Source organism: Rugamonas brunnea (assembly GCF_014042345.1).
Taxonomy (GTDB): Bacteria; Pseudomonadota; Gammaproteobacteria; order Burkholderiales; family Burkholderiaceae_D; genus Rugamonas; species Rugamonas brunnea.
Genome location: NZ_JACEZT010000001.1, coordinates 708,015 through 731,012 on the forward strand (window position 1 = coordinate 708,015; position 22,998 = coordinate 731,012).

Annotated in this window: 19 protein-coding genes and 1 tRNA gene; 13 read left to right on the forward strand and 7 right to left on the reverse strand. The window is 64.3% G+C overall.

The features are described 5' to 3' along the window. Window positions 1–8 precede the first annotated feature (8 nt). Window positions 9–929: a cupin-like domain-containing protein gene (locus H3H37_RS03220; RefSeq protein WP_182160123.1), complete on the reverse strand. Its 921-nt coding sequence runs from the start codon at window positions 927–929 to the stop codon at window positions 9–11. Between the two features lie 425 nt (window positions 930–1,354). On the opposite strand from H3H37_RS03220, the gene H3H37_RS03225 reads away from it, so the two are divergent. The 4 genes from H3H37_RS03225 to H3H37_RS03240 all read left to right on the forward strand — a co-directional run bounded on the left by H3H37_RS03225 (window position 1,355) and on the right by H3H37_RS03240 (window position 6,645). Then, window positions 1,355–2,161: a cyclase family protein gene (locus H3H37_RS03225; protein ID WP_182160125.1), complete on the forward strand. Its 807-nt coding sequence runs from the start codon at window positions 1,355–1,357 to the stop codon at window positions 2,159–2,161. Window positions 2,162–2,165: 4 nt separating this feature from the next. Further along, complete coding sequence (fahA, locus tag H3H37_RS03230; RefSeq protein ID WP_182160126.1) at window positions 2,166–3,476, forward strand: fumarylacetoacetase; 1,311 nt, start codon at window positions 2,166–2,168, stop codon at window positions 3,474–3,476. A 62-nt stretch (window positions 3,477–3,538) separates the two neighbouring features. Further along, window positions 3,539–5,248, forward strand: coding sequence for a CocE/NonD family hydrolase (locus tag H3H37_RS03235; RefSeq protein WP_182160128.1), 1,710 nt, complete (start codon window positions 3,539–3,541; stop codon window positions 5,246–5,248). A 218-nt stretch (window positions 5,249–5,466) separates the two neighbouring features. Then, window positions 5,467–6,645, forward strand: coding sequence for an OmpP1/FadL family transporter (locus tag H3H37_RS03240; RefSeq protein ID WP_182160130.1), 1,179 nt, complete (start codon window positions 5,467–5,469; stop codon window positions 6,643–6,645). A gap of 126 nt (window positions 6,646–6,771) precedes the next feature. Here the strand turns inward: H3H37_RS03240 and H3H37_RS03245 are convergent, their stop codons facing one another. Further along, the gene (locus H3H37_RS03245) at window positions 6,772–7,473 is read right to left on the reverse strand and encodes a TetR/AcrR family transcriptional regulator (protein ID WP_182160132.1); all 702 of its coding nucleotides are present in this window, start codon (window positions 7,471–7,473) and stop codon (window positions 6,772–6,774) included. A 351-nt stretch (window positions 7,474–7,824) separates the two neighbouring features. Here H3H37_RS03245 and H3H37_RS03250 point away from each other — a divergent pair. Next, a tRNA-Ser gene (locus tag H3H37_RS03250) sits at window positions 7,825–7,914 on the forward strand. Window positions 7,915–8,108: 194 nt separating this feature from the next. Further along, complete coding sequence (locus H3H37_RS03255) at window positions 8,109–8,447, forward strand: YggL 50S ribosome-binding family protein (protein ID WP_182160134.1); 339 nt, start codon at window positions 8,109–8,111, stop codon at window positions 8,445–8,447. Window positions 8,448–8,485: 38 nt separating this feature from the next. Here the strand turns inward: H3H37_RS03255 and H3H37_RS03260 are convergent, their stop codons facing one another. From H3H37_RS03260 to H3H37_RS03275, 4 genes are all read right to left on the reverse strand, one after another. Next, entirely contained in the window at window positions 8,486–10,537 is a 2,052-nt protein-coding gene (locus H3H37_RS03260) for a putative bifunctional diguanylate cyclase/phosphodiesterase (protein WP_182160136.1), read from the reverse strand. Window positions 10,538–10,539: 2 nt separating this feature from the next. Beyond that, window positions 10,540–11,706 carry an EAL and HDOD domain-containing protein gene (locus tag H3H37_RS03265; RefSeq protein ID WP_182160138.1) on the reverse strand — a complete coding sequence of 389 codons (1,167 nt, stop codon included), beginning with the start codon at window positions 11,704–11,706 and terminating at the stop codon, window positions 10,540–10,542. A gap of 292 nt (window positions 11,707–11,998) precedes the next feature. Further along, window positions 11,999–12,646 carry a response regulator gene (locus tag H3H37_RS03270; protein WP_182160139.1) on the reverse strand — a complete coding sequence of 216 codons (648 nt, stop codon included), beginning with the start codon at window positions 12,644–12,646 and terminating at the stop codon, window positions 11,999–12,001. 28 nt (window positions 12,647–12,674) lie between these two features. Continuing rightward, window positions 12,675–14,027 (reverse strand): cache domain-containing protein, encoded by a 1,353-nt coding sequence (locus H3H37_RS03275; RefSeq protein ID WP_182160141.1) that lies wholly within the window; start codon window positions 14,025–14,027, stop codon window positions 12,675–12,677. A 204-nt stretch (window positions 14,028–14,231) separates the two neighbouring features. Here H3H37_RS03275 and H3H37_RS03280 point away from each other — a divergent pair, with 204 nt between their 5' ends. The 7 genes from H3H37_RS03280 (at window position 14,232) to H3H37_RS03310 (ending at window position 21,632) form a co-directional block, all read left to right on the forward strand. Then, window positions 14,232–16,304 carry a carbon starvation CstA family protein gene (locus H3H37_RS03280; RefSeq protein ID WP_182160143.1) on the forward strand — a complete coding sequence of 691 codons (2,073 nt, stop codon included), beginning with the start codon at window positions 14,232–14,234 and terminating at the stop codon, window positions 16,302–16,304. Continuing rightward, window positions 16,304–16,504: a YbdD/YjiX family protein gene (locus H3H37_RS03285; protein WP_182157093.1), complete on the forward strand. Its 201-nt coding sequence runs from the start codon at window positions 16,304–16,306 to the stop codon at window positions 16,502–16,504. The genes H3H37_RS03280 and H3H37_RS03285 overlap by 1 nt, the downstream gene beginning before the upstream one ends. A gap of 220 nt (window positions 16,505–16,724) precedes the next feature. Beyond that, complete coding sequence (locus H3H37_RS03290; RefSeq protein ID WP_182160145.1) at window positions 16,725–17,594, forward strand: ThiF family adenylyltransferase; 870 nt, start codon at window positions 16,725–16,727, stop codon at window positions 17,592–17,594. Then, window positions 17,591–18,685 (forward strand): nitroreductase family protein, encoded by a 1,095-nt coding sequence (locus H3H37_RS03295; protein ID WP_182160147.1) that lies wholly within the window; start codon window positions 17,591–17,593, stop codon window positions 18,683–18,685. Before H3H37_RS03290 ends, H3H37_RS03295 begins: the two co-directional genes overlap by 4 nt. Window positions 18,686–18,687: 2 nt before the next feature. Continuing rightward, on the forward strand, window positions 18,688–19,356 hold the full coding sequence (locus H3H37_RS03300) for a DapH/DapD/GlmU-related protein (RefSeq protein WP_182160149.1): 669 nt from the start codon (window positions 18,688–18,690) through the stop codon (window positions 19,354–19,356). A gap of 175 nt (window positions 19,357–19,531) precedes the next feature. After that, on the forward strand, window positions 19,532–20,467 hold the full coding sequence (locus H3H37_RS03305; protein ID WP_182160151.1) for a PEP-CTERM sorting domain-containing protein: 936 nt from the start codon (window positions 19,532–19,534) through the stop codon (window positions 20,465–20,467). Between the two features lie 229 nt (window positions 20,468–20,696). After that, the gene (locus H3H37_RS03310; RefSeq protein WP_182160153.1) at window positions 20,697–21,632 is read left to right on the forward strand and encodes a PEP-CTERM sorting domain-containing protein; all 936 of its coding nucleotides are present in this window, start codon (window positions 20,697–20,699) and stop codon (window positions 21,630–21,632) included. A 103-nt stretch (window positions 21,633–21,735) separates the two neighbouring features. On the opposite strand, the gene H3H37_RS03315 is transcribed toward H3H37_RS03310, so the two are convergent. Further along, complete coding sequence (locus tag H3H37_RS03315; protein ID WP_182160154.1) at window positions 21,736–22,959, reverse strand: glycosyltransferase; 1,224 nt, start codon at window positions 22,957–22,959, stop codon at window positions 21,736–21,738. Window positions 22,960–22,998: the final 39 nt, after the last annotated feature.

A 22,998-nucleotide genomic window follows, 5' to 3' on the forward strand; every position in this document is an offset into this window, starting at 1 on the left:
CGAGACAACTACGCGGGCCGCCGCACGGAGGTATCGCCATGCAGCGCGAACGGCACCGCCCTCGCCCAGCGGTTCGACGACAGCGAGAACGTCAGCGCGCGCACCTGGTGATACCAGCCGGCCGGCACGTAGAGCATGTCGCCGGGTTCGACGATGCACTCGATCATGGCCGCCTGGCGCGCCAGCGGGAAGCGCGCGAAATCAGGCGCCTCGGGGTCGAATGGCGAGCCGAACAGGATGGCGTTCGCTTCCTTGGGGTAGAGAAATTCCTCGTGGTGCGGCGGCGACAGGAAGATGCGCTTGGTGCCCCATACCTGGGCGAAGATGTTGTCATCGTAATCGCAGTGGAGCGGCGTCACGGTGCCCGCCGGGCCCACCCAGAAACGGGGCGGGCCCATCTTGTCGAAATACGCGGGCCAGTGGCACAGGCGGTTCAACTCGCGCAATTCCAGGTTGCCCAGGTACGGTGGCAAGGCATCGGTGCCGGCGGCCACCAGGTCCAGGTATTCCAGCATCGTCATGTCGCGCATGGCCCGGTCCGGCGCGAAGGCCGTGTTGATGTAGTCGCCTACGCGCGCGCGCACGGGCACGTGGCCGTAACGCTCGCGCAGGATGGACGGCGGCAAGGCGGTCAACGGCCAGCGGTTGACCAGGCCGCTGATCAGGAACGGCAAGCCCTGTTCCGCGCGCGCCCGGAACGCGGCCGCGTCCAGCGGACCGAGGCGCGGCACGGCGGTGATGGCGGGCAGATCGCGGGCGGCGCGCTGGATGGCGTCGCGCATGGCCTGGATCGAGGTCACGCCGCGCACCTGCGCGTCGCGCTCCTCCAGCGCCCGTTTCCTTGCGATGGCGTCCTCGGGCGAGGCGGCGATGAACGCCGACCTGGGAGGCGGCAGGCGCCGCGCCATGGCATTGTTTTCCTTCGACATAAACCTTCGCTATCTATCTTCTCGTTACCGCCACGCTGGCGGGCAGACAGTATAGCAAGGACGCGCGTGCAGAACGCGGCGACGCGCTGGCCATGCCGCGCCATGACCAGCCGCCCTCCCGGCGACGGATTTCTGAACAAAAAAAACCCACCGGCAAGGGTGGGCTGAATCCAATTCTTGGAGGAGTTGGAGGAGACAGGTGAATTATGCTGCATCACAGCATATAAGGCCAATTTTGAATTGTAATTAGTTGTATCACCGATGTGAATATCAACTTCGCGCATGCTCCGCTGCGCTCCTATTTGCGCTTGCAATCCAAACTGAACGAGTGTACAGTCCAATAAACTGAACGTACGTACAGTCAGTGTTTGGACGTGCTACCCGCTTCCCCACTTCCCGCACTTTATTTAAAGGAACTTATGACTATGACGCGCCGCTTCGTCGACCTGTCCATCTATCTGGAGAATGATGTGGTCTCTGACCCGCCAGGCTATGGTCCCAGGATTGAATACCAGTCGCATCGTTCAACCGCAGAACAGGTCGCTTCTTTCTTTCCGGGGATGAAACCTGGTGATCTGCCAGATGGCGAAGGCTGGGCAATCGAAAATGTTCAGCTCAATACGCACAACGGTACCCATCTGGACGCGCCCTATCACTTCCACAGCACCATGAATGAAGCAATGGGGCGGCGGGAGCGTGCTATCACCATCGACGAGGTGCCCCTTGAATGGTGTTTTCAGCCGGGGGTGAAGCTCGATTTCACCCATTTCGCGGATGGTTATGTGACGACCGCAGCCGATGTTGAGGCTGAGCTTGCGCGCATCGGCCACGTGCTCAAGCCTTTGGAGATCGTGCTCGTCAATACGCGAGCCGGTAAGCGCTACGGCCAGCCTGATTACGTTGCCTCCGGTTGCGGCATGGGCCTCGAAGCGACGATGTATCTGCTCGAACATGGTGTTTGTCTGACGGGAACGGATGCGTGGAGCTGGGATGCGCCATTCGTGCATACCGCCAAAAAATACGCGGAAACACATGATGCGTCGCTGATCTGGGAAGGACACAAGGCGGGACGCAACATCGGCTATTGCCATCTCGAGAAGCTGCACAACCTGGAGGCGCTGCCGCCCGACGGCTTCTTCATCTCATGCTTTCCCCACAAGATACGTGGGGGCTCGGCGGGCTGGACGCGCGCGGTCGCCATCTTCGACGATGCCTTGAACGCAGCAGGATAACGCCATGGAACTCAATCATACCCACGATGTATGCCGGCGCAGCTGGCTGGAACAGGCCAACACGCCGGACTGCGATTTTCCCTTGCAGAACTTGCCGCTCTGCGTATTCCGTCGGCGAGGGAGTGCCGAAGTCTGGCGAGGTGGTGTGGCAATTGGCGACCAAATCGTTGATCTTGCTGCATTACATCAGCATGCCTGCCTGCAAGACCTTGCAGCCGAGGCTGTGGCGGCTGCGGCAACCACCACCCTGAATGCGCTGTTGGACATGGGGCCGAACGCCTGGCGGGCCCTGCGGCACGGGCTTTTCGCGCTGCTCCAGGCAGGTAGTACCCAGGAGCGCCTGGTGCGCGAAACACTGGTGCCGCAGGTGGATGCAGAGTACACAATCGCGGTGCATATCGGTGACTATACGGACTTCTATACGTCGCTCGATCATGCCGTCAATTGCTGCCGCCAATTCGGGCTGGAGGTGTCGCCAAACTTCGACTGGTTGCCCATCGGCTATCACGGCCGGGTGTCGTCGATTGGGGTCAGCGGTCAGCAGATCTATCGGCCGATGGGACAGTCCAGGCCGGATCCGGCCGGTGCGCCCGTGTACGGGAAATGTGCCCGCCTTGATTACGAATTAGAAATCGGCGCTGTGATCGGCGTCGGCAATGCGCGAGGCACCGCGATTCCGCTGGCCCAGGCGCAGCAGCACATCTTCGGCCTGTGTCTCCTCAACGATTGGTCGGCACGCGACATCCAGACTTGGGAAATGCAACCGCTGGGACCTTTCCTCGCCAAAAATTTTGCGACCACGCTGTCGCCCTGGATAGTCACGCTCGAGGCGCTGCTGCCTTACCGTACCAGCTGGACGCGCGCACCAGAACGGCCCCAGCCACTCGATTATCTGCGTGCGGCAGCGAATGGCTCACACGGGGCTTTTGATATCCAGCTGGAGGTGTCGATCCAAAGTGCCAGCCAAGCCGCACAGGGCCGCCGCCCCCGTCCGCTGACCCGTACCAGTTTCCGCCATCAATACTGGACCCTGGGGCAAATGATTGCACACCATAGCATGGGTGGCTGCAACCTCCGGAACGGGGACTTGATCGGTAGCGGAACCGTCTCGGGACCGACTGCGGCAGAGGCCGGCGCGCTGATTGAACTCACACGTTCAGGCATACAACCAGTGGACATCGGCGACGGCGAACAACGCGGCTTTCTGGAGGATGGGGACACCGTCATATTCCGCGGCTGGTGCGACAGCGCAGGCTACGCGCGCATTGGTTTCGGCACCAATTTCGCCACGGTCGTGCCGCCGCTCACAGCATAGCACTGAGCGCCGGCCTTGCATTCACGATTTTCCACTACATTACAAGCATACAGGAGGCAGACATGCAAATAGATTGGGACATTGTCATCCCCATGGACGACGGGTTGGAACTTCGCGGCGACGTCTTTCGCCCGGACCAAGAGGGACGTTACCCTGTATTAATGTCCTATGGGCCTTATGCCAAGGGATTGCCATTCCAGGTCGGCTACCCTGCGCCGTGGCAATCGCTCACCACCAAACATCCTGAAGTTCTGCGGGGAAGCAGCGGCAAATATGCGAACTGGGAAACCGCCGATCCGGAACGATGGGTGCCGCTGGGCTACGTGTGCATTCGTGTCGACTCACGCGGCGCCGGCAGCTCGCCCGGCGTGATCGACCCGTTCTCGCCGCGCGAGGCACAGGACTTCTTCGACTGCATCGAATGGGCGGCGGCGCAACCCTGGAGCAACGGCAGGATAGGCCTGGCGGGCGTCTCCTACTACGCGGCCATCCAATGGCTGGTGGCGGCCAAGCGCCCTCCGCACCTGGCCGCCATCTGTCCCTTCGAAGGCTTCAGCGACTTTTATCGGGACGCCGTCCGGCACGGCGGCATGCTGTCCACGTTTATGATTTCGTGGTACCCGATGCAGGTGACCACCGTGCAACATGGATTGGGTCACCGCGGGTATATGAATCCCAATAACGGGGTACCGATAACGGGACCAGAAGAGCTGGATGAGAAAGAGCGCATGGCGAACCGGGTCGACATCAACGCTTTGCAGGTCGGCGCCGAGCTCATCACTTCAGACTACTTTGATGGCAGGCGCGCGGACTTGGCTGCGGTCGAAGTGCCGCTGCTCTCGTGCGGAAACTGGGGTGGGCAAGGGCTGCATCTGCGTGGGAATATCGAGGGATATCTGCGCGCCGGGTCGAAGCAGAAGTGGCTGGAGATGCATGGGCTTGAGCACTGGACGGAGTTTTACACAGATTATGGTGTGGAACTTCAACGTCGCTTCTTCGATCATTTCCTGAAGGGGGAAGATAATGGCTGGGACCGTGAGCCGCCGATCAAGCTGCAGGTACGCCACGTGGACGGATTCGTCGAACGCGCCGAGTACGAATGGCCCCTTGCCAGGACGAGGTGGACCCGCATGTATCTGGACGCCGACGCTCTCACCTTGAAACCAGAGGCGGCGACGACGTCGTCGGTGCGTACGTTCGACGCCATGAACGGCAAGGTGAGCTTCTCCACCGCGCCTTTTGAACAGGACACGGAGGTCACCGGGCCGCTGGCGGCAACGGTCTTTGTTTCCACAACCGCCCGCGATGTCGACTTGTTCCTGACCGTCCGCGCCTTCGACCCCGATGGGAAGGAGCATCTGGTGCTCGGCGCGGTCGATCCCCATGCGCCCATCGCGCAAGGTTGGCTGCGAGCATCCCATCGCAAGCTCGACCTTCAGGCCTCGCAGCCGTACCAACCGGTACACAGCCACGATGAACTCGTCCCGCTTGAACCGGATCACATATACGAGCTTCAGATCGAGATTCTACCGACCTGCTTCGTCTTCCCGAAAGGCTACCGCCTGGTGCTCACCGTGAGCGGTTCCGATTTCGAGCACGATTTGCCGGGGCCGCTTCCCAAATTTTATGGGAAGGAGCCACGTGGCTGCTCGGTGATGCTGCATGATCATCCGATCGATCGCAGTCATGAAAGATTTGCCGGCGTAACAAAGCTGCACTGCGGCGGCATCCACGCCGCCAGCCTCTTATTGCCGGTCATCGAGCCCGGCTGATTCATTCTCCAGGACGGGCATCACAGCGGCACGCCAACGCTCCCCACCTGTTGGCGAAGGCACGCTGCGCTCGCCCGTCCTGGCATCCCCTCCCCACACTGAATTGACGCCGCCAAAGCGGCGACATGGTGCTTTGGAAACATATTCCGAAGCTGGCTAAACACGCGCCTACAAAACACATCGACGCGTTCATCCACCTAATAATGAAGGAGACAATCATGAAAAATCAGGCAAAGGCTTTGCTCTTCGCAGCGACCGTAAGCTGCGTGCCTTCCATAGTCCATGCGACCACAGGCATCTATCTGACAGGGTATGGCGCCAAAGAACAGGGCATGGGGGGCGCCGGCATCGCCGTGGCGCAGTCCGCCATGTCCGCAGCCGCCAATCCGGCTGGCATGGCGTTCCTCGGCGATCGCCTGGACGCCGGCGTGGGGGCGTTGCTGGGAGATTCGAACACGAAAGTGTACGGGCGGGAATTCCGTATGGACTCAGTTGTCGTCCCGTTTCTGGAGGTCGGATACAGCCATGCCGTCAATCAAAATATCAGTGTGGGATTTTCCAATTGGGCCTCGGGCGGGGGAACCAAATACGGCAGCCCGTTTGGTGGCATACCCGGGAATTCGGCGACGGATTCCCAAGGCGTTTTTCTCCATTTTGCGCCGACAATGACCTATAAAATCGCAGAGCGGCAGGCGCTTGCCGTATCGTTGGTTGCCAGCCTGGCCACGCTGCGCATTGACGGCATTGAAGCCCAATCCGGCCAGCCTAACCGTGGACGCGAGTGGGAGCCCGGGCTGGGCATCAAGTTTGGTTGGCTTGGCAAATTTTCCGACGAGTTCTCGTTCGGGGCATTCTACGCTTCGAAGATCTACTACAAAAAATTCAAGGAATACAGCCAGCTGCTGCCCGACGGCGGTGATCTGGACGAACCAGCGCATTGGGGCGTCGGCCTTGCGTTCAAGCCGACATCGAACCTGCAGATCGCGATCGATTACCTCCGGTTCGATTACGCGAAGACCAAAGGCTTTGGCAACCGATTGAATTTTTCGGTGCCGCTTGGCAATACTGACGGGTCAGGATTTGGCCTGCGGGATGTGAGCGTGCTCCCGGTGGGGGTGTCCTACGAGCTGTCTTCCAGATGGACAATCCGTGGCGGGATGGCGCTTGGCCAAAGCCCGATCACATCAGACAACACGGCATTCACCTTCTTGTTGCCGGTCACGCCAGACAAGACGTTCACCATCGGCGCGACGGCGCATCTGGCAAGCGGATCCGACATCTCGTTCGTCTACGCGCTAACGCCACGCAAGCGCATTGACGGGACGGGCGCTAGCACAGGCGTGAATCCGGAAGCTGGCGCCAGCTACATTGGCGTCGGGTTTTCGAAGAAGTTTTGATCGATAGCGTCGGGCCAGGTGGGGAGCGGTCTGGGCCTTTGCGGGCATGGGCGCCGGTTTATGGTCGCGCCCAATGACCGATCCCCATCAGGCATGATGAGCCGCGCCGGTGGTCCGCCACCGCGCTCAGCCGGCCGACTTGGCGCTGCCGGCCCGAATACCACCGGCAATAAAAGTGACCAGATGCTTTGTCTTGCTTTGCAAGTCGTTGGCCTTGATCTTGCCGTCGGAGAGACGTTCTATGCGGCTGTCAAAGACGCTCATCACGAGCGCCCCGACGGCAAACAAATAGGCCCAATGGGCATAATCGGCACCATTGTCAGGCAGCGCCTTGCGGATCGCCTGGATGAACTCCCTTGCAAATGGATCGAAATGGTCGCTCACAATGCCGCGCGCAGCCTCGCGCGGATCGGCGGCCTCGCGCGCGACCAATTTTGCGTAGCAAATGCCAGCCTCGGTATTCTGGATTTGCGTGACCGGTAGAACGAAGGCACGCACAATGTGGTCGATCGGATCCGCGCCATCGGCGACGGGATCGCGCAGGGCTGCCAAGCGCGCATCAAGCAACGTCTTGCGGCGGTCGAACACGGCGCGATACAGCTTCTGCTTGGTTTCAAAGTGATAGACGATCAGTGGTAGTCCGACCTCGGCAGCGGACGCAATGTCACGCATCGATACGCCGTCGAAGCTGCCTTCGGCGAACAGGCGTTCCGCCGCGTCGAGTATCCGCTCGCGCTTATTGGTCTGATGGGGAGCCTGCTCTTGCGGCTCACCCCGCGCCTTGGGTGACGCTCTGGTCGCCGCGCGCTGAGCATCTCTGCCTTCCATTCGGTGTCCGCCACAAAAGGCTCAATTGTAACGTACGGGCATCTGGTGCGCGTCAATAATCTTGGCCGGTGCAGCGGGTTATATGGGTGTCTCGGGCACCAGAAGGTTGCTACTCGGTAATCTGTGAAGAACCAAAAAAAAGCCCACCGGCAAGGGTGGGCTGAATCCAATTCTTGGAGGAGTTGGAGGAGACAGGTTCAGTATGCTGCAATACAGCATATTCGTCTAATTCTAAATTGTAATTAGTTGTATCACGGATGTGAATGTCACACCCCAGTCGCGTCGCCTCATCAACAAAGGCGCTGCGGTTGCTACCAACGGACAGTGAATTCTGTATAATGCTGCCACTCAGGAAGCGTGGCCGAGCGGTTGAAGGCAGCAGTCTTGAAAACTGCCGACGGGGAGACCCGTTCGTGAGTTCGAATCTCACCGCTTCCGCCAGAAAATAAAACAAACCGCCGAAAGGCGGTTTTTTATTTTCTGGCGGAAGCGAGCAGAGCGCCTGCGCGCTCTGCGTGTTAGATTCGAAGGGCATGCCCCTGCGAGGCTATCCCGCCCCGAATCGGCCCACTATTGGGCACTCCGCGCCCAGCATCGCACGCCGGACGCGCGCACCCCATGATGAAAGGAACCCAATGGGAGCAATAAATCGGCACAACAGACGTCAGCGCAAGAAAAAACACCTGGGGGAATTCCAAGAATTTGGATTTCAGGTCGACGCTGACATAAGTGGACCAATGAACGAAGCTGATCGTGACTCCTTCGTTGACCAGTTCTTACTTGAGCTCATAGAAGCCAACGGACTTGGATTCGGGGGCGGGATCAACAACACGTTTAGCGGCTACATCGTAGCGATGAAGGCAAATGTCAAGATTGATGAAACCCACCGTGAGCTGGTGCGCGCCTGGCTTGAACGCCAGTCAATGCTGAAAAACGTTGTCATCGGCCCGTTGCAGGACGCTTGGTATAACTAAGACTAACTGCGCCTAGTTCTCGACTACACCGGGCGGTATCAGGCGGCTTTATCCGCCTGAGCGGGCTGCCAGTTATCGCGCAAGGCCTGCTCGAACTGGGCCGCCGGCAACGGTTGCGAGAACAGATAACCCTGCACTTCGTCGCAACCCGACGATTTGAGGAAGGCCAACTGCTCCACCGTCTCCACACCCTCGGCGATCACCTTGTGCTTGAGCTGCTGGGCGATGCTGATGATAGTGCTGGCGATCGCGCAATCGTTCGCGTCCGACGGTATCCCGGTGGTGAACGAACGGTCGATCTTGAGCGTGTCGATCGGGAAGCGCTTCAGGTAGGACAAGCTCGAATACCCGGTCCCGAAGTCGTCGAGCGACAAGGTCACGCCGAGCGCCGTGATGCGGTCCATGATGCCGATCACGCGGTCGATGTTGTGCATCAGCGTGCTTTCGGTGATCTCCAGCTCCAGCCACGACGGCTCCAGCCCGTAGCGCTTGAGCGTCTCCGTCACCCGCCCCGGCAGCGCCGACGTGAATTCGCGCGCCGACACGTTCACGGCCAGCCGGATCGGCGGCAAGCCCGCCTCTTTCCACTTCTGCGCCTGCGCGCACGCAGCCTCCAGCACCCATTCGCCGACCTGCACGACCAGCCCGGTGGCCTCGGCCAGCGGGATGAATTCGGCCGGCGGCACCAGCCCCCGTTCCGGATGATGCCAGCGCACCAGCGCCTCGGCGCCGATGATCTTGCCGCTGCTGATGGAAAACTTGGGCTGGTAATGGAGCAACAACTGGCCGTTGCCCAGCGCATGCCGCAGTCCCGTTTCGATGCGCATGCGCTCCTGCATGCCCTGGTTCATGTCCTGACTGTAGAACGCCACGTGGTCGCCATCGGCGTCGCCCTGCTGCTTGGCGCGGTACATGGCGATGTCGGCCAGCCGCAGCAAGGTTTCGGCGTCGGCGCCATCCTGCGGATAAACGCTGATGCCGATGCTGCCGCCGACCCGCAAATCATGGCCGTCGATCAGGAACGGGGCGCTGAGCGCCGTCAGCAGCTTGTGCGCCACCATGCTCGCTTCGTAGTGCTGGCTGATGTCGAACAGGCCGACGGCGAACTCGTCGCCGCCCAGCCGCGCCACCAGGTCCTGGTCGCGCAACACGCTGCGGAAACGGCGCGCCGCTTCGCGCAGCAGCTCGTCGCCGGCGTGGCGGCCCAGGGTGTCGTTGATCAGCTTGAACCGGTTGAGGTCGATGAACAGCACGCAGCCCTGCAGCTTGCTGCGCTGGGCCACCGTCAGCGCCTGGTCCACCAGCTTGGTCAGCAGGCTGCGGTTGGGCAGGCCCGTGAGCGCGTCGTAATACGCCAGGTGGTGGATGCGCTCCTCGGCCAGCTTGCGCTCGGTGATGTCGGTCAGGTAGGCGATCAGGCCGATCGAGCGGTCGTTGATGTCGCACAGCGGCGACAGCGACAGGCTGGCCCAGAACACTTCGCCATTCTTTTTCTTGCGCCGCACTTCCATCAGGCGCCCGCCCTGCTCCAGGAACGCGTCGCGGAAGCCGGTGTCTTCGTCGTCGTACAGGAACAGGATGTTGCGGCCCACGGCTTCCACGGCGCTGTAGCCGAACAGCCGTTCGGCGCCCTTGTTCCAGCTGGTGATGAAGCCATTCAAATCCATCGTCAGCACCGATTCGTGCATCTGGTCGAGGATCTGGGACTGGTGCTGCAACTGGGCTTCGACCTGCACGTAGGCATGGGTGGAACGCTGCGCCAGCGAGTGCACTTGCAGCACGCTGCCGGCCAGGCTGGCCAGGCTGGCCAGATGCTGCTCGTCGAGTGCACTGTAGTTGTCGCGCCCGCTCACCACGAAGCGGCCGAACAGCTGGTGCTCGAAGCGCACTTCCTGCACCAGGCCGCTGACCGGCGCGCCGCCCTCGCCAGCCTGTTCGTCGACCGGCAGATAGTAGCCGGCCGGGCTGGCCAGCACTTCGCGTGCGATGCGTCCCAGCTCCTGCGCCAATGCCTGGCCCCGCAAACGCAATACCGCGTCGCAGAGGGCGGCGCTGTGCTGCAGGAAGTTGGAGACGGGATGGGCCAGCATGGCTATAAGTTCCTGCTCACCTGGATCGCCCAGTGATAGGCGTGTAGCTGGCCTTGCCAGTAGGTTTCGTGATCGATGCCAGCCGCGTCCAGCGCGGCGGGGTCGGCCTGTTCGACCAGGGTCAGCAGTTCACCCAGCGGGCCGGTGCGCTCCAGCAGCGCGCGCACCACGTCCAGGTCCAGGCTCAGGGCGCTGACGATGTCGGCCATGGGCATGCCCAGCAGCACATCGAGCAGCGAGAACACGCCGGCCACGAAGGCCATGTCCTGCTGGTCGCGGTCGCCGCCACGGGCCTTGCTCAGCGTTTCCATTTGCGATGCGCGCACGGCCGCCAGCGGCAGCAAGGGGTTGACGCCGCCCTCGTCCTGCTGGCGCGCGTACAGCAGCAGTTGCAGCCAGCGCTGCAACTGGCGCCGGCCCAGCACGTTGATGGCCTGGCCGAAACTGTGGATCGGGGTGCTGAGCGCGAACGCGGCCGAATTCACCAGCTTGAGCAGGTGGTAGGACAGGGCCGGGTCTTGCTTGAGCAGTTGTTCCAGTTCGCGCGAATCGGCGTCGCGCGCCAGCATGCCCAGCAGCGCCAGCAGGCGCTTGCGCGAAGTGCCGTCGCCGCTGGCGGCGTCCTCGGCCGGATGGCGGGCGAACTCGCCCATGAACCAGCTGAAACCGGCCGCGCGGCATTCGGCCTGGCGGGCCTGGCTGTCGACGTGGCTGGCCAGGTGCGGACCCGGCTGCGCCACCAGCGACAAGGCGGGCGGCAGTTCGGCCGCGCAGTTGAACAGCAGCGCGCGCGCGCCGGCCTTGGTGGCGGCGGGACCGGCCACGCCATCGACCATGATGCGGTAGCCAGCTTCGGCCAGCGCACCGCACTTCTTTTGCATGGCTTCATCAAGCAAGGCGACGGCCGGCACGCGCAGGATCACGCGGTGCGGCGGCAGCGAGGCCAGGTGGTTCGCTTCCAGCACGCGCGGATCGGGCAGCGGCACGATGCAGTCGAGCGGCGCGAGCGCGCTCAGCGCGTCGGGATAGTTGAGCAGGGTCAGCGTGGCCTGCAGCACGTTGTCGGTGCCGGGCGACCATTCAAATGCCAGCGCCACCCACTCGTTGTGGGCATTGGACACGGCATGCAGGCGCACGAGCGGAAACGGACTGGGTTGAGGCACGGACATCGGAATCTCGGTTGGGTCGTGCGCGTTATCTTAGTTCAAGTATTGTTGGAGAGCAATCAGTTGCTGCGCAACGTATCCAAGCCAACCACCTTCAGACCAATCTTTACACGCGCAACGTTTTATTTTTTGCAAGTAACAATTTTCCCTAGTGGGAACGGGAATATAGCAGATATTGACGAGGGAACCGGACACAGTTGAACAATGCTCAATGGTATTAGTAGTGGCCTTCAACTTTTTCGCCACAGACCAGTTCGCCATGCAGTTCGCCCTACCGTTCCCCTACCGGCCGGCACTAGCCGCCGCGTCCGAACTGGGCGTGCTGGACCGCGAAGCGGATCAGTTCGGCCTGCCCTTCGATGCCCAGTTTGCGCTTGATGTTGAGGCGGTGGGTTTCCACCGTGCGCACGCTCAAATCCAGCGCGCGCGCGATCTGCTTGTTCGATTCGCCGTTGGCGATGTGGCGCAGCACTTCATGCTCGCGCACCGTCAGCTGGTTGTCCTGGGTCTGCGGCTTGGCCAGCTGGCGCGCCAGGCCGGCACTGTAGTAGATGCCGCCCGACATCACCGTCTCGATGGCCACCACGATATCCTTGCCCGGCGCATCCTTGAGCACGTAGCCGCGCGCACCGGCCTGCATGGCCTGGGTCACGTATTCGAGCTTGTCGTGCATGGACAGCACCAGCACGGCGATGGCCGGATAGGCCAGCCGGAACTGGGCCGTGGCCTCGATGCCATTGCTGCCGCGCATGTTGATGTCCATCAGCACCAGATCGGGCCGGTGCAGGCCAGCCTGTTCCAGCGCCTCGGCCGCCCCGCCCGCCTCGGCCACCACCTGGAATTGCGGCATGGCTTCGAGCCGGGCCCGCAAGCCATCGCGCACCAGCGGATGGTCGTCGACCAGCAGGATCTTGATTACCGAATTGCTTACCGAATTGCTCACCGAGTTGCTCACATTCGTCCTTGCGTACTCAAGTATTGTTCAGGGCCCGCGCCGTCACCACCGTGCCCTCCGGCGACGAGGCGATGGCAAATTGGCCGCCGATCGCTTCCATGCGCTCCATCATATTGCGCAAACCGATTCCGTGCTTGGGATGGAGCGCGATACTGTCCACGTCAAAGCCCACGCCATCGTCGCGGATGGTGAGCGTGACGCCGGCGCCATCGCCGACCAGGCCGATATCGATGCGGTGCGCGCCAGCGTGGCGGCCGATGTTGGTCAGCGCTTCCTGGGCCACCCGGAACAGCACCGTATTGGCCACGTCGGGCAAGCCGTCCGTGGCGCCCTCGGCCGTGAAGTGAATGGGGATCGCGCTGCTGAGCGTCACTTCGTGGGCCAGGTGGTCGAGCGCGGCCGCCAGGCCCAGGTCGTCGAGGATGGCCGGGCGCAGGTTGTGCGAGATGCGCCGCACTTCGCCCAGCACGTTGTTGAGCTGCTCGGCCGTGTGCTCGAACGCGGCCTGGGCCGCCTGGCACTGGGCCGCGTCGCCGCCCAGGCGGATGATGCCGGCCTCGATCTGCAGCTTGATCGATACCAGCCACTGGCTGATGCCGTCGTGCAAATCGCGCGACAGCCGCGCCCGCTCCTCCTCCTGCGATTCCACCACGCGCTGGGCCAGCACCTTGAGCTTGGCGTCGGCCACACGCGATTCGCTGATGTTGAGCGCCAGCCCGGAGCCGCCCACCACCAGCGCGGCGGCGATGGCGATGGCGGCGATCCACAGCATGGTGTTGCGGATGTTGGCCGACTGCTGGGCGTCGATGCGGGCCAGCGCCCGGTCCACGTCATCGAGGTAGATGCCGGTGCCCAGCATCCAGCCCCAGTCCGGCAGCGCCACCACGTAACCGAGCTTGGGCGCAGCCTTGTGGCTCGATGGCTTGACCCAGGAATAGCGCACCAGCCCGCCGCCGGCGCGGGCCCGCTCCAGCAGGCGCTGGATGGTGGGATTGCCCTGCTCGTCGCGCAGCTCGAACAGGTTCTGGCCCACCAGTTCCGGCTGGCGCGGATGCATCAGGGCCTTGCCCTGCATGTCGTACAGGAAGAAATAGCCATCGTCGCCATAGCTGAGCGAGGACAGGATGCGCTTGGCCTCGTCCAGCGCGGCCGTGTCGCCGCGCCCGGCCAGGTGGGCGATCGAATGCTGGGCCAGCGCCACGTAGTGCTTGAGTTCGGCTTCCTTGCTGGCCAGGTAGGCTTGCTGGAAGGTGGCGCGCTGCTGTTCGGCCAGCGCACTGGCCTGGTGCAGCACCGCCAGCGCAATCGCGCACAGCGCCAGGATCAGCGGCGTGATGGCCAGGAAGATGACTTTTTGCCGCAGTTTCATGTCGCGTCCACCGAAAAGGTTCCGTGCCGCATTCTACGCCGGACGGGCCAGGGTCGCGTACGTAGTTCCACGTAGCAAAGCTGCGTAGTGCTGCGCTTGTTCCAGATATTGCAATCCTGAATACTATCCATAAGCTGCGGGCATGCCAAAACACAACACCGGGCAGGTGCACAACGCAGCGTTCCACATTCTCTGGAGGGAAGTATGCAACACACACCAAACCGGCTCGTGAGCCGGCTGGGCTGGACAGCCCTGTCCCTGGCCGGCGCCTGCGCGCTGGGCGTCATCGGCCTCAAGCGGGGCGAATCGATCAGCGCCATCTGGATCGTCATCGCCGCCGTCTGCGTCTACCTGATCGCTTACCGCTTCTACAGCCTGTTCATCGCCGACAAGGTGCTGGGCCTCGATGGCCGCCGCATGACGCCGGCCAACAAGCACAACGACGGCCTCGACCACGTACCGACCAACAAGTACGTGCTGTTCGGCCACCACTTCGCCGCCATCGCCGGCGCCGGCCCGCTGGTCGGCCCGGTGCTGGCCGCCCAGATGGGCTACCTGCCCGGCATGCTGTGGATCCTGGCCGGCGTCGTGTTCGCCGGCGCCGTGCAGGACTTCATCGTGCTGTTCATCTCCATGCGCCGCGACGGCCGCTCGCTGGGCGACCTGATCAAGTCCGAGCTGGGCCAGGTGCCCGGCATGATTGCGCTGCTGGGCACCTTCATGATCATGGTCATCATCCTGGCCGTGCTGGCCCTGATCGTGGTCAAGGCGCTCACCAACTCGCCATGGGGCAGCTTCACCGTGATGGCCACCATCCCCATCGCCCTGTTCATGGGCGTGTACTCGCGCTATATCCGCGTGGGCCGCATCGGCGAAGTGTCCGTGATCGGCTTCATCCTGCTGATGGGCGCCATCTTCGGCGGCCAGTACGTGCAGGGCAATCCGGCGCTGGCGCCGATGTTCACCTTCACCGGCACCGAACTGACCTGGATGCTGATCGGCTATGGCTTCATCGCCTCCGTGCTGCCCGTGTGGCTGCTGCTGGCGCCGCGCGACTACCTGTCGACCTTCCTCAAGATCGGCACCATCGTCGGCCTGGCGCTGGGCATCGTGCTGGTGGCCCCCTACCTGAAGATGCCGGCCATGACCAAGTTCATCGACGGCACCGGCCCGGTCTGGTCGGGCAGCCTGTTCCCGTTCCTGTTCATCACCATCGCCTGCGGCGCCGTGTCCGGCTTCCACGCGCTGATTGCCTCCGGCACCACGCCCAAGATGATCGAAAATGAACGCCACGCCCGCTTCATCGGCTACGGCGCCATGCTGATGGAATCGTTCGTCGCCATCATGGCCCTGGTGGCCGCCTCCACCATCGAACCGGGCGTGTACTTCGCCATGAACAGCCCGGCCGCGCTGATCGGCACCTCGGCCGAAACGGCCGCCCATGCCGTGTCGCAATGGGGCTTCTACATCACGCCCGAAATGCTGAGCCAGACCGCCAAGGACGTCGGTGAGCTGTCCATCATCTCGCGCGCCGGCGGTGCGCCGACCCTGGCCGTCGGCATGGCCAACATCCTGTCCGGTGTGCTGGGCGGCAAGACCATGATGGCGTTCTGGTACCACTTCGCCATCCTGTTCGAAGCGCTGTTCATCCTCACCGCCGTGGACGCGGGCACCCGCGCCGGCCGCTTCATGCTGCAGGACTTGCTGGGCGCCTTCGTGCCGGCCATGAAGAAGACGGAAAACGTCTACGCCAACCTGCTGGCCACCGGCCTGTGCGTGGCGGCCTGGGGCTACTTCCTGTACCAGGGCGTGGTCGATCCACTCGGCGGCATCAACACGCTGTGGCCGCTGTTCGGCATCGCCAACCAGATGCTGGCCGCCATCGCGCTGATCCTGGGCACCTGCGTGCTGTTCAAGATGAAACGCGGCCAGTACGCCTGGGTCACGCTGGCGCCCACGGCCTGGCTGCTGCTGTGCACGCTGACGGCGGGCTGGCAGAAGATCTTCGAGGACAACCCCAAGGTCGGCTTCCTGGCCCACGCAGCCAAGTACCAGGGCGCCTTCGACGACGGCAAGCTGCTGGCGCCAGCCAAGTCGATGGTGCAGATGCAACAGGTGATCTTCAACGACTACCTGGACGCCTCGCTGGCTGGCTTCTTCATGGTGGTGGTGCTGTCGGTGCTGGTGTTCGGTGTGCGCACCGTGCTGGCGGCCCGCGCCAACGCCCAGCCCAGCACCCAGGAAAGCCCGCTGGTGCTGATGCCGACGGTGCAGTGATGTTCGGCGAACTGGTCAAGGCTGGCCGCTACCTGGGCCAGAGCGTACGCCTGATGGTGGGCCTGCCCGAGTACGACACCTACGTGTCGCACCGGGAAGCGACCCACCCGGGCGAACCGATGATGAGCTACGAGGAATTCTTCCGCGAACGCCAGGAAGCCCGCTACGGCGGCGCCGGCAAGCGCGGCGGCTGCTGCTGACCCGGCCGGCGCCGCGCCTCCGCCCTCGTAGCTCCCCCTGGTATCACCCTCTCGTATCTCCTCTGTTTCTGCCTTTGTTCCGCACCGCCCTTGCCGGCCGTGCGGAACTTTTTTTTGGCGCTCCAGGTCTAACTATGCTGACCCGGGCAACCGGGCTCGGCACCTACTCCGCGGCAACGGCAGCGGCAACGGCAGCATCAGCGAGACCAAGAGCGACACCATGAGCGACACTTTTTCCTATCAAGAAGCGTTTTCCCGCAACCTGGGCTGGGTCACGCCGGCCGAACAAGCCGTGCTGCGCAACAAGCGCATCGCCATCGCCGGCATGGGCGGCGTGGGCGGCATCCACCTGCTGACGCTGGCTCGGCTGGGCGTGGGCGCCTTCCACATCGCTGACTTCGACCAGTTCGACGTCGCCAACTTCAACCGCCAGGCCGGCGCCGCCATGTCCACGCTGGGCCAGCCCAAGGTGGACGTGCTGGCCACCATGGCGCGCGACATCAACCCCAGGCTGGCGCTCACGCGCTTCCCCAACGGCGTGCATGACGACAACATGGCCGTCTTCCTGGACGGCGTGGACCTGTACGTGGACGGCCTCGACTTCTTCGCCTTCGCCGCGCGCCAGGCCACCTTCGCCGCCTGCGCCCGCCTGCGCATACCGGCCATCACGGCCGCGCCGCTGGGCATGGGCACGGCCGTGCTCACCTTCCTGCCCGGCCGCATGACGTTCGAGGACTATTTCGGCTGGGGCCAGCGCAGCGACACGGAAAAAGCCCTGCGCTTCCTTGTGGGCCTGGCGCCGGCCGGCCTGCACCGGGCCTACCTGGTGGACCCGTCCAGCATCAACCTGGCCCAGCGGCGCGGGCCGTCGACCATCATGGCCTGCCAGTTGTGCGCGGGCGCGGCCGCCACCGAGGCGCTCAAGATCCTGCTGGGACGCGGCCCGGTGCTGGCCGCGCCGCACGGCTGGCAGTTCGATGCCTACCGCAACCGGCTGGTGCGCACCTGGCGTCCCGGCGGCAACCGCCACCCGCTGCAACGGCTGGCCATGCTGATGGCGCAACGCGGCCTACCGAAGGGGAAACCATGAGTACGCTGGACCCCACGCTGGAGAAGATACTGGACCTGGCCCGCTGGGCGCCCAGCGGCGACAACACCCAGCCGTGGCGCTTTGAAATCATCGACGCGCGCCACCTGGTCGTGCACGGCTTCGACACGCGCGACCATTGCGTCTACGACCTCGATGGCCACCCCAGCCAGATGTCGCTGGGCGCCCTGCTGGAGACAATGAGCTGCGCGGCCAGCCTGTTCCACCTGTCGATGCAGGTGCAGCGACGGCCCGGCCTGCCCGACAACCAGCCCACCTTCGACGTCGCCTTCAGCAGCCGGCCAGCGGCCGAGCCGGACCCGCTGGCCCAGGCCATCGAGCAGCGCCGCGTGCAACGCCGCCCGCTGAGCACGCGCGCGCTGACGCCGGCCGAACGCCAGGCCCTGCAAGCGGCCTTGCCGGCCGGCTACCGCGTGCAATGGCTGTCCAGCTGGACTGAGCGCTGGGCCATGGCCAGGCTGCTGTACCGCAATGCCGGCCTGCGCCTGACCATGCCCGAGGCGCACCAGGTGCACCGCGCCGTGATCGAATGGAGAGCCCGCTACAGCAACGACCGCATCCCGGAACAGGCGCTCGGCGTCGATCCGCTGACGGCGCGCCTGATGCAGTGGGTGATGCAAAGCTGGGAGCGGGTTGCGTTCTTCAACACCTGGCTGGCCGGCACGGTGGCGCCGCGGCTGCAGATGGACCTGGTGCCGGCGCTGGCCTGCGCCGCCCACTTCGTGCTGGTGGCCGGGCAGCGGCCGCAATCGGTGGACGACTACGTGGCCGCCGGGCGCGCCATGCAACGCTTCTGGCTGGCGGCGGCGCGCGCCGGCCTGCAACTGCAGCCGGAACTGACGCCGCTGATCTTCGCCCGCTACGTGCGCGACAACCGCCCGTTCTCGCGCGCGCCCGGCATGCAGGCGCGTGCGCGCGCGCTCGCCCAACAGGCCCAGCTGCTGATCGGCAAACACGCGTTCGACCATGCCGTGTTCATGGGCCGCATCGGCGCCGGCGCGCCGGCCCGGGCGCGCTCGCTGCGTCTGCCGCTGAGCACGCTGATCGTGCCCGCCGCGCCGGGACGGGAGTAGCCATGCGCGCCATCCAGCCCAGGGAAATCGCGTGCTTCCTGTCCCTGCTCACGCTGATCGTGCTGGCCGGACTGGGCAGCACCGCCTTGCTGCTGGGGCGCTTGCCGCTCGGGGATTTTCGCGGCGTGCTGCTGGTGCTGGCCGCGCTGGTGCTGACCTACCTGTGGGCCTTCCTCGTGTATCGCCTGTTCCTGCGGGCCATGCCGCTGCGCGAGGGGCCGGTGGCGCCCGGTTCGCGCGACGAGTTCGTGGCCAACGTCAACATCCTGTTCTACCTGCTGCTGTTCAACTCACTGATCCGCACCCACTTCCTGCCGGTGCCCCTGCTGCGCCTGGTGTACCTGGCGCTGGGCGCGCGGCTGGGCGCCAACACCTACAGCGCCGGCGTGCTGCTCGACCCGCCGCTGACGCGCATCGGCGCCAACACCATCATCGGCCATGACGCCGCGATTTTCGCCCACGTGATCGAAGGCAGCCGCATGGAATTGAAGGCCGTCACGATCGGCGATGGCGCCACCATCGGCGCCACGGCCGTCGTCATGGCCGGGGTGTCGATCGGCGACGGCGCCATCGTCTCGGCCGGCGCCGTCGTCGTCAAGGACAGCCAGATCGGCGCCGGTGAAGTGTGGGGCGGCGTGCCGGCCCGGCGCCTGAAGGGACCGGCGCACTAACAAGCTGTCGGCGTTCTTGACAGTCGCCCCGGCGGCCCCGGCCACAGTGCCGCGCCAAGTCCCTGATTGGACAAGGAAAAGCGCCGATGGCAGGGAATTTGCTCAGAACTTTGCACAAAGCCGCAACAAGGGTTTTGCGAAAAGACAAGCTGTCCAACCTTCCCTGGAGATACTCATGAACATCCTTCCAGCCACGCTCCCCCGCGCGCTCATGGTTACGGCGCTGGCCGCCGCCCTGGCGGCGCCGGCGGTCGCCATGGCCGATCCCGTCATCGGCCTGTCCACGGCCGGCAACGGCGTCTACGACACCTATGCCGACCTGTGGACCAACGTCACCGACACCGGCCTGGCCACCGGCTTCGTTCCCGGCCTGACCGTGGGGGGCCCCGGCGGCGCGGCGCCCTACCTGACGGAACTGCGGACCCAGATGGTGGTCGGCACCATGTCCAACAGCAACATCCCGGCCATCGTCACGCCGGCCGGCCTGAACAGCACGTTCGAGCTGAGCAAGATCGTGCGTTTCCAGGAACTGGTGGATGCCCAGACCCCGACCACCGCCCACTTCACCCTGCCCGGCAGCCAGTCGGCCGCCATGGACGTGGACCCGGCCCATGCGGGTGTGCAGAACTTCGCCGTGTTCTTCGACCGGCTCGGCACCAGCAAGGCCGTGCCCGGCAACGGGACCGGCACGGTGCGCTGCTATGGCGCCGGCGTCACGTCGGCCGGTTGCGGCGCCACTGGCGACCCCGACGGCGACGGCACCCTGATCATGTCCGGCCATCTGGTCTTCAACGACGCCAGCTTCACGGCCAGCGGCGGGGTCGGCACGGGCTCGTTCGATTCCCGCTTTGCCATCGATTATGTCGACCCGTTGTTCCTGGACATCACGACGGCCGGCATCTTCCGCGACAAGTTCACGGGCACCACCAATGTGCCCTCGTTCTTCCAGCCCGACACCATGTGGGATGGCACCACGCCGACCACGGTGCCGTTCCTGAAAGTGGATTCCTCGCAAAGCTTCGCCGCCGTGCCCGAGCCGGCCACGCTGGCCTTGCTGGGCCTGGGCTTCGCTGGCCTGGCACTGGGCCAGCGCCGCAAACAGGCTGGCTGATGTGCGCAACAGTTGACCGTCGTCCTTGATCCGGCAGCCCCTGCCGGATTTTTTTACATTTGCCCTGCGAAATTTCCATCGCGTTTCACCGGGCTCAAGCCAAGTCATTGTTTTTCAAATGAAAATGCAAGCTGGCTTGGAACTTGCGTTGATCTGGCTACGATCCCTAGCCGGGGTCCGTGCAGCACCATCCCGTACCAGACTTGCTTCACTCACCTTGGGAGTAGCCATGAAACACACTTCACTCACGCTGGGCGCCCTGGCCATCGCGGTCATGGCGGCCTTGCCCACCGCCGCGCAAGCGGGCGCCACCATCGGCCTGTCCACGCTGGGCAATGGTGTCTACGACACCTATGCCGACCTGTGGACCAACGTGACCGACACGGCCGTATCCACGGGCTTCGTGCCCGGCCTGACGGTCGGCCCCGGCGGCGCCGCGCCGTACCTGACGGAATTGCGCACCCAAAACGTCACCGGCACCATGAGCAACAGCAACATCCCCGCCATCGTCACGCCCGCCGGCCTGAACTCGGCGTTCGAGCTGAGCACCGTGGTGCGCTTCCAGGAACTGGTCGACGCCCAGACGCCCACCACGGCCCACTTCAGCATGCCGGCCACGCAATCGGCCGCCATGGATGTGGACCCGCTGCATGCGGGGGTCCAGAACTTCGCCGTCTATTTCGACCGGCTCACGCCCGTGGGCGGCCCCAACAGCAAGGCCGTTCCCGGCAACGGCACCGGCACCGTGCGCTGCTACGGCACCGGTGTCACGTCGGCCGGCTGCACGGGCGCCGGCGACACGGACGGCGATGGCACGCTGGTCCTGTCGGCCCACCTGATCTTCAACGACGCCAGCTTCACGGCCGCCGGCCCGATCGGCACCGGTTCCTTCGATTCACGCTTCATGATCGACTACGTCAATCCGCTGTTCCTCGACGTGGTGTCCGGCTCCATCGTGAGCAACAAGGAAACCGGCACCACCAACGTGCCCTCGTTCTTCACGCCGGACGTGATGTGGGATGGCACGGCGCCCACCACGGTGCCGGAACTGAAGGTCGATGGTTCGGTCAGCTTCACGGCCGTGCCGGAACCGGCCACGCTGGCCCTGATGGGGCTGGGCTTCGCAGGCTTGGCGCTGGGCACCCGTCGCCGGCCTGCCGCATAAGCGATCAGCGGCAGCGGCAGCGGCTGCGCCACGGCCACGGCCACGGCTAAGGCTAAGGCTAAGGCTAAGGCTAAGGTCAAGGCCAAGCTCGCTACCACTGCCGCTAAGGCGGCGACCCGGACGGTGATGCGAGCGCGCTCGCCAGCAGGGCCGCAAAACGCTCGCCGGCCGGGTAGTGGCGAAATTGCTGGGCGATGCGCAAGGCCGCGCCATAGGCGTGCGGCTGGTTCAGCAAGGACTCGGCGGCGTGGCGCACGGCGGCCGCGCTGAGCCGGTCAGCCCGTAGCAAGGCGCCGCCGCCAGCGGCCACGACGCCATGCATGTTCAGGAACTGGTCCAGGTTGCCGGCGATGCCCAGCACCGGCACGGCGGCCGTCAACGCTTGCTGACTGGTGGGGCTGCCACCATTGCAGACGACAAGGCTGGCGCGCCGGGCCGCTTCGTCGCCCGGCAGGTAGCTGGTCACGCGCGCATTGTCGGGGATGGTCGCCGGCATGGACTTGCCCGCCGTGGCGGCCACCACCATCACCGGCAAACCGGCCAGGCCTTCCAGCACCGTGGACAGCAACGCGCCCTGCCCCGAACTGCCCAGCGTCACATACACCACCGGCAACTCCGGCGGCAAGCTGTCCCACCACGGTGGCGGCGCCACGGGCGGCGACCACGTCACCGGCCCCAGATAGCGGTGGCTGGGCGGCATGGCCACCGGTGGGAACAGTTCGGGAATATCGGCATAGGCGGTCCAGTCGGCGTCCGTGTAAACGCGCCGCAAATCCCAACCGAGCGAAGGCAAGCCGTGCAGGCGCCGCACGCGGTTCAGCGGCACCGTGTGCGCGGCGAACGCCAGCGGACGCACCAGTCGGAACAAACCGTTCGCCAGCGCCAGCGGCAAATGGCGCGACAGCGGTATGGCCGGCACCCGGTAATGCTGGCGCACGTACGGGCTCCAGTAGGCATTGCTCACCGTGACATAGGGCAACCGCGCCAGCCGCGCGCTAATGGACAGCGACAGCCGGAAATCGCCGACCACCAGGTCCGGCCGCACCTCGGCCAGCAGCCTCCTGTCGTCTTCCACGTAGCTGCGCAAGGTCGGCTCGTCATACACGGGCTTGCCCGCCGCCAGCGCGGCCAGGAATTGCGCACCGGGGATGCTGGTGATGGGCCACCAGGTCAACGCGCCACCGGCCAGCATGGCCTGATGGCCGGGCGCGCACGCGAAGTGCACGTCATAACGCCGCGCATCGAGGGCGCCGGCCAGCGCCAGCGGTCGTCCCACATGGGCCAGCGTGACCGCCTCGGCCACAAACAGGATCTTCTTGCGCTGCATGCTGCTCGCCTCCCTGCTTGCAGCTTGCAGCGCACCAGT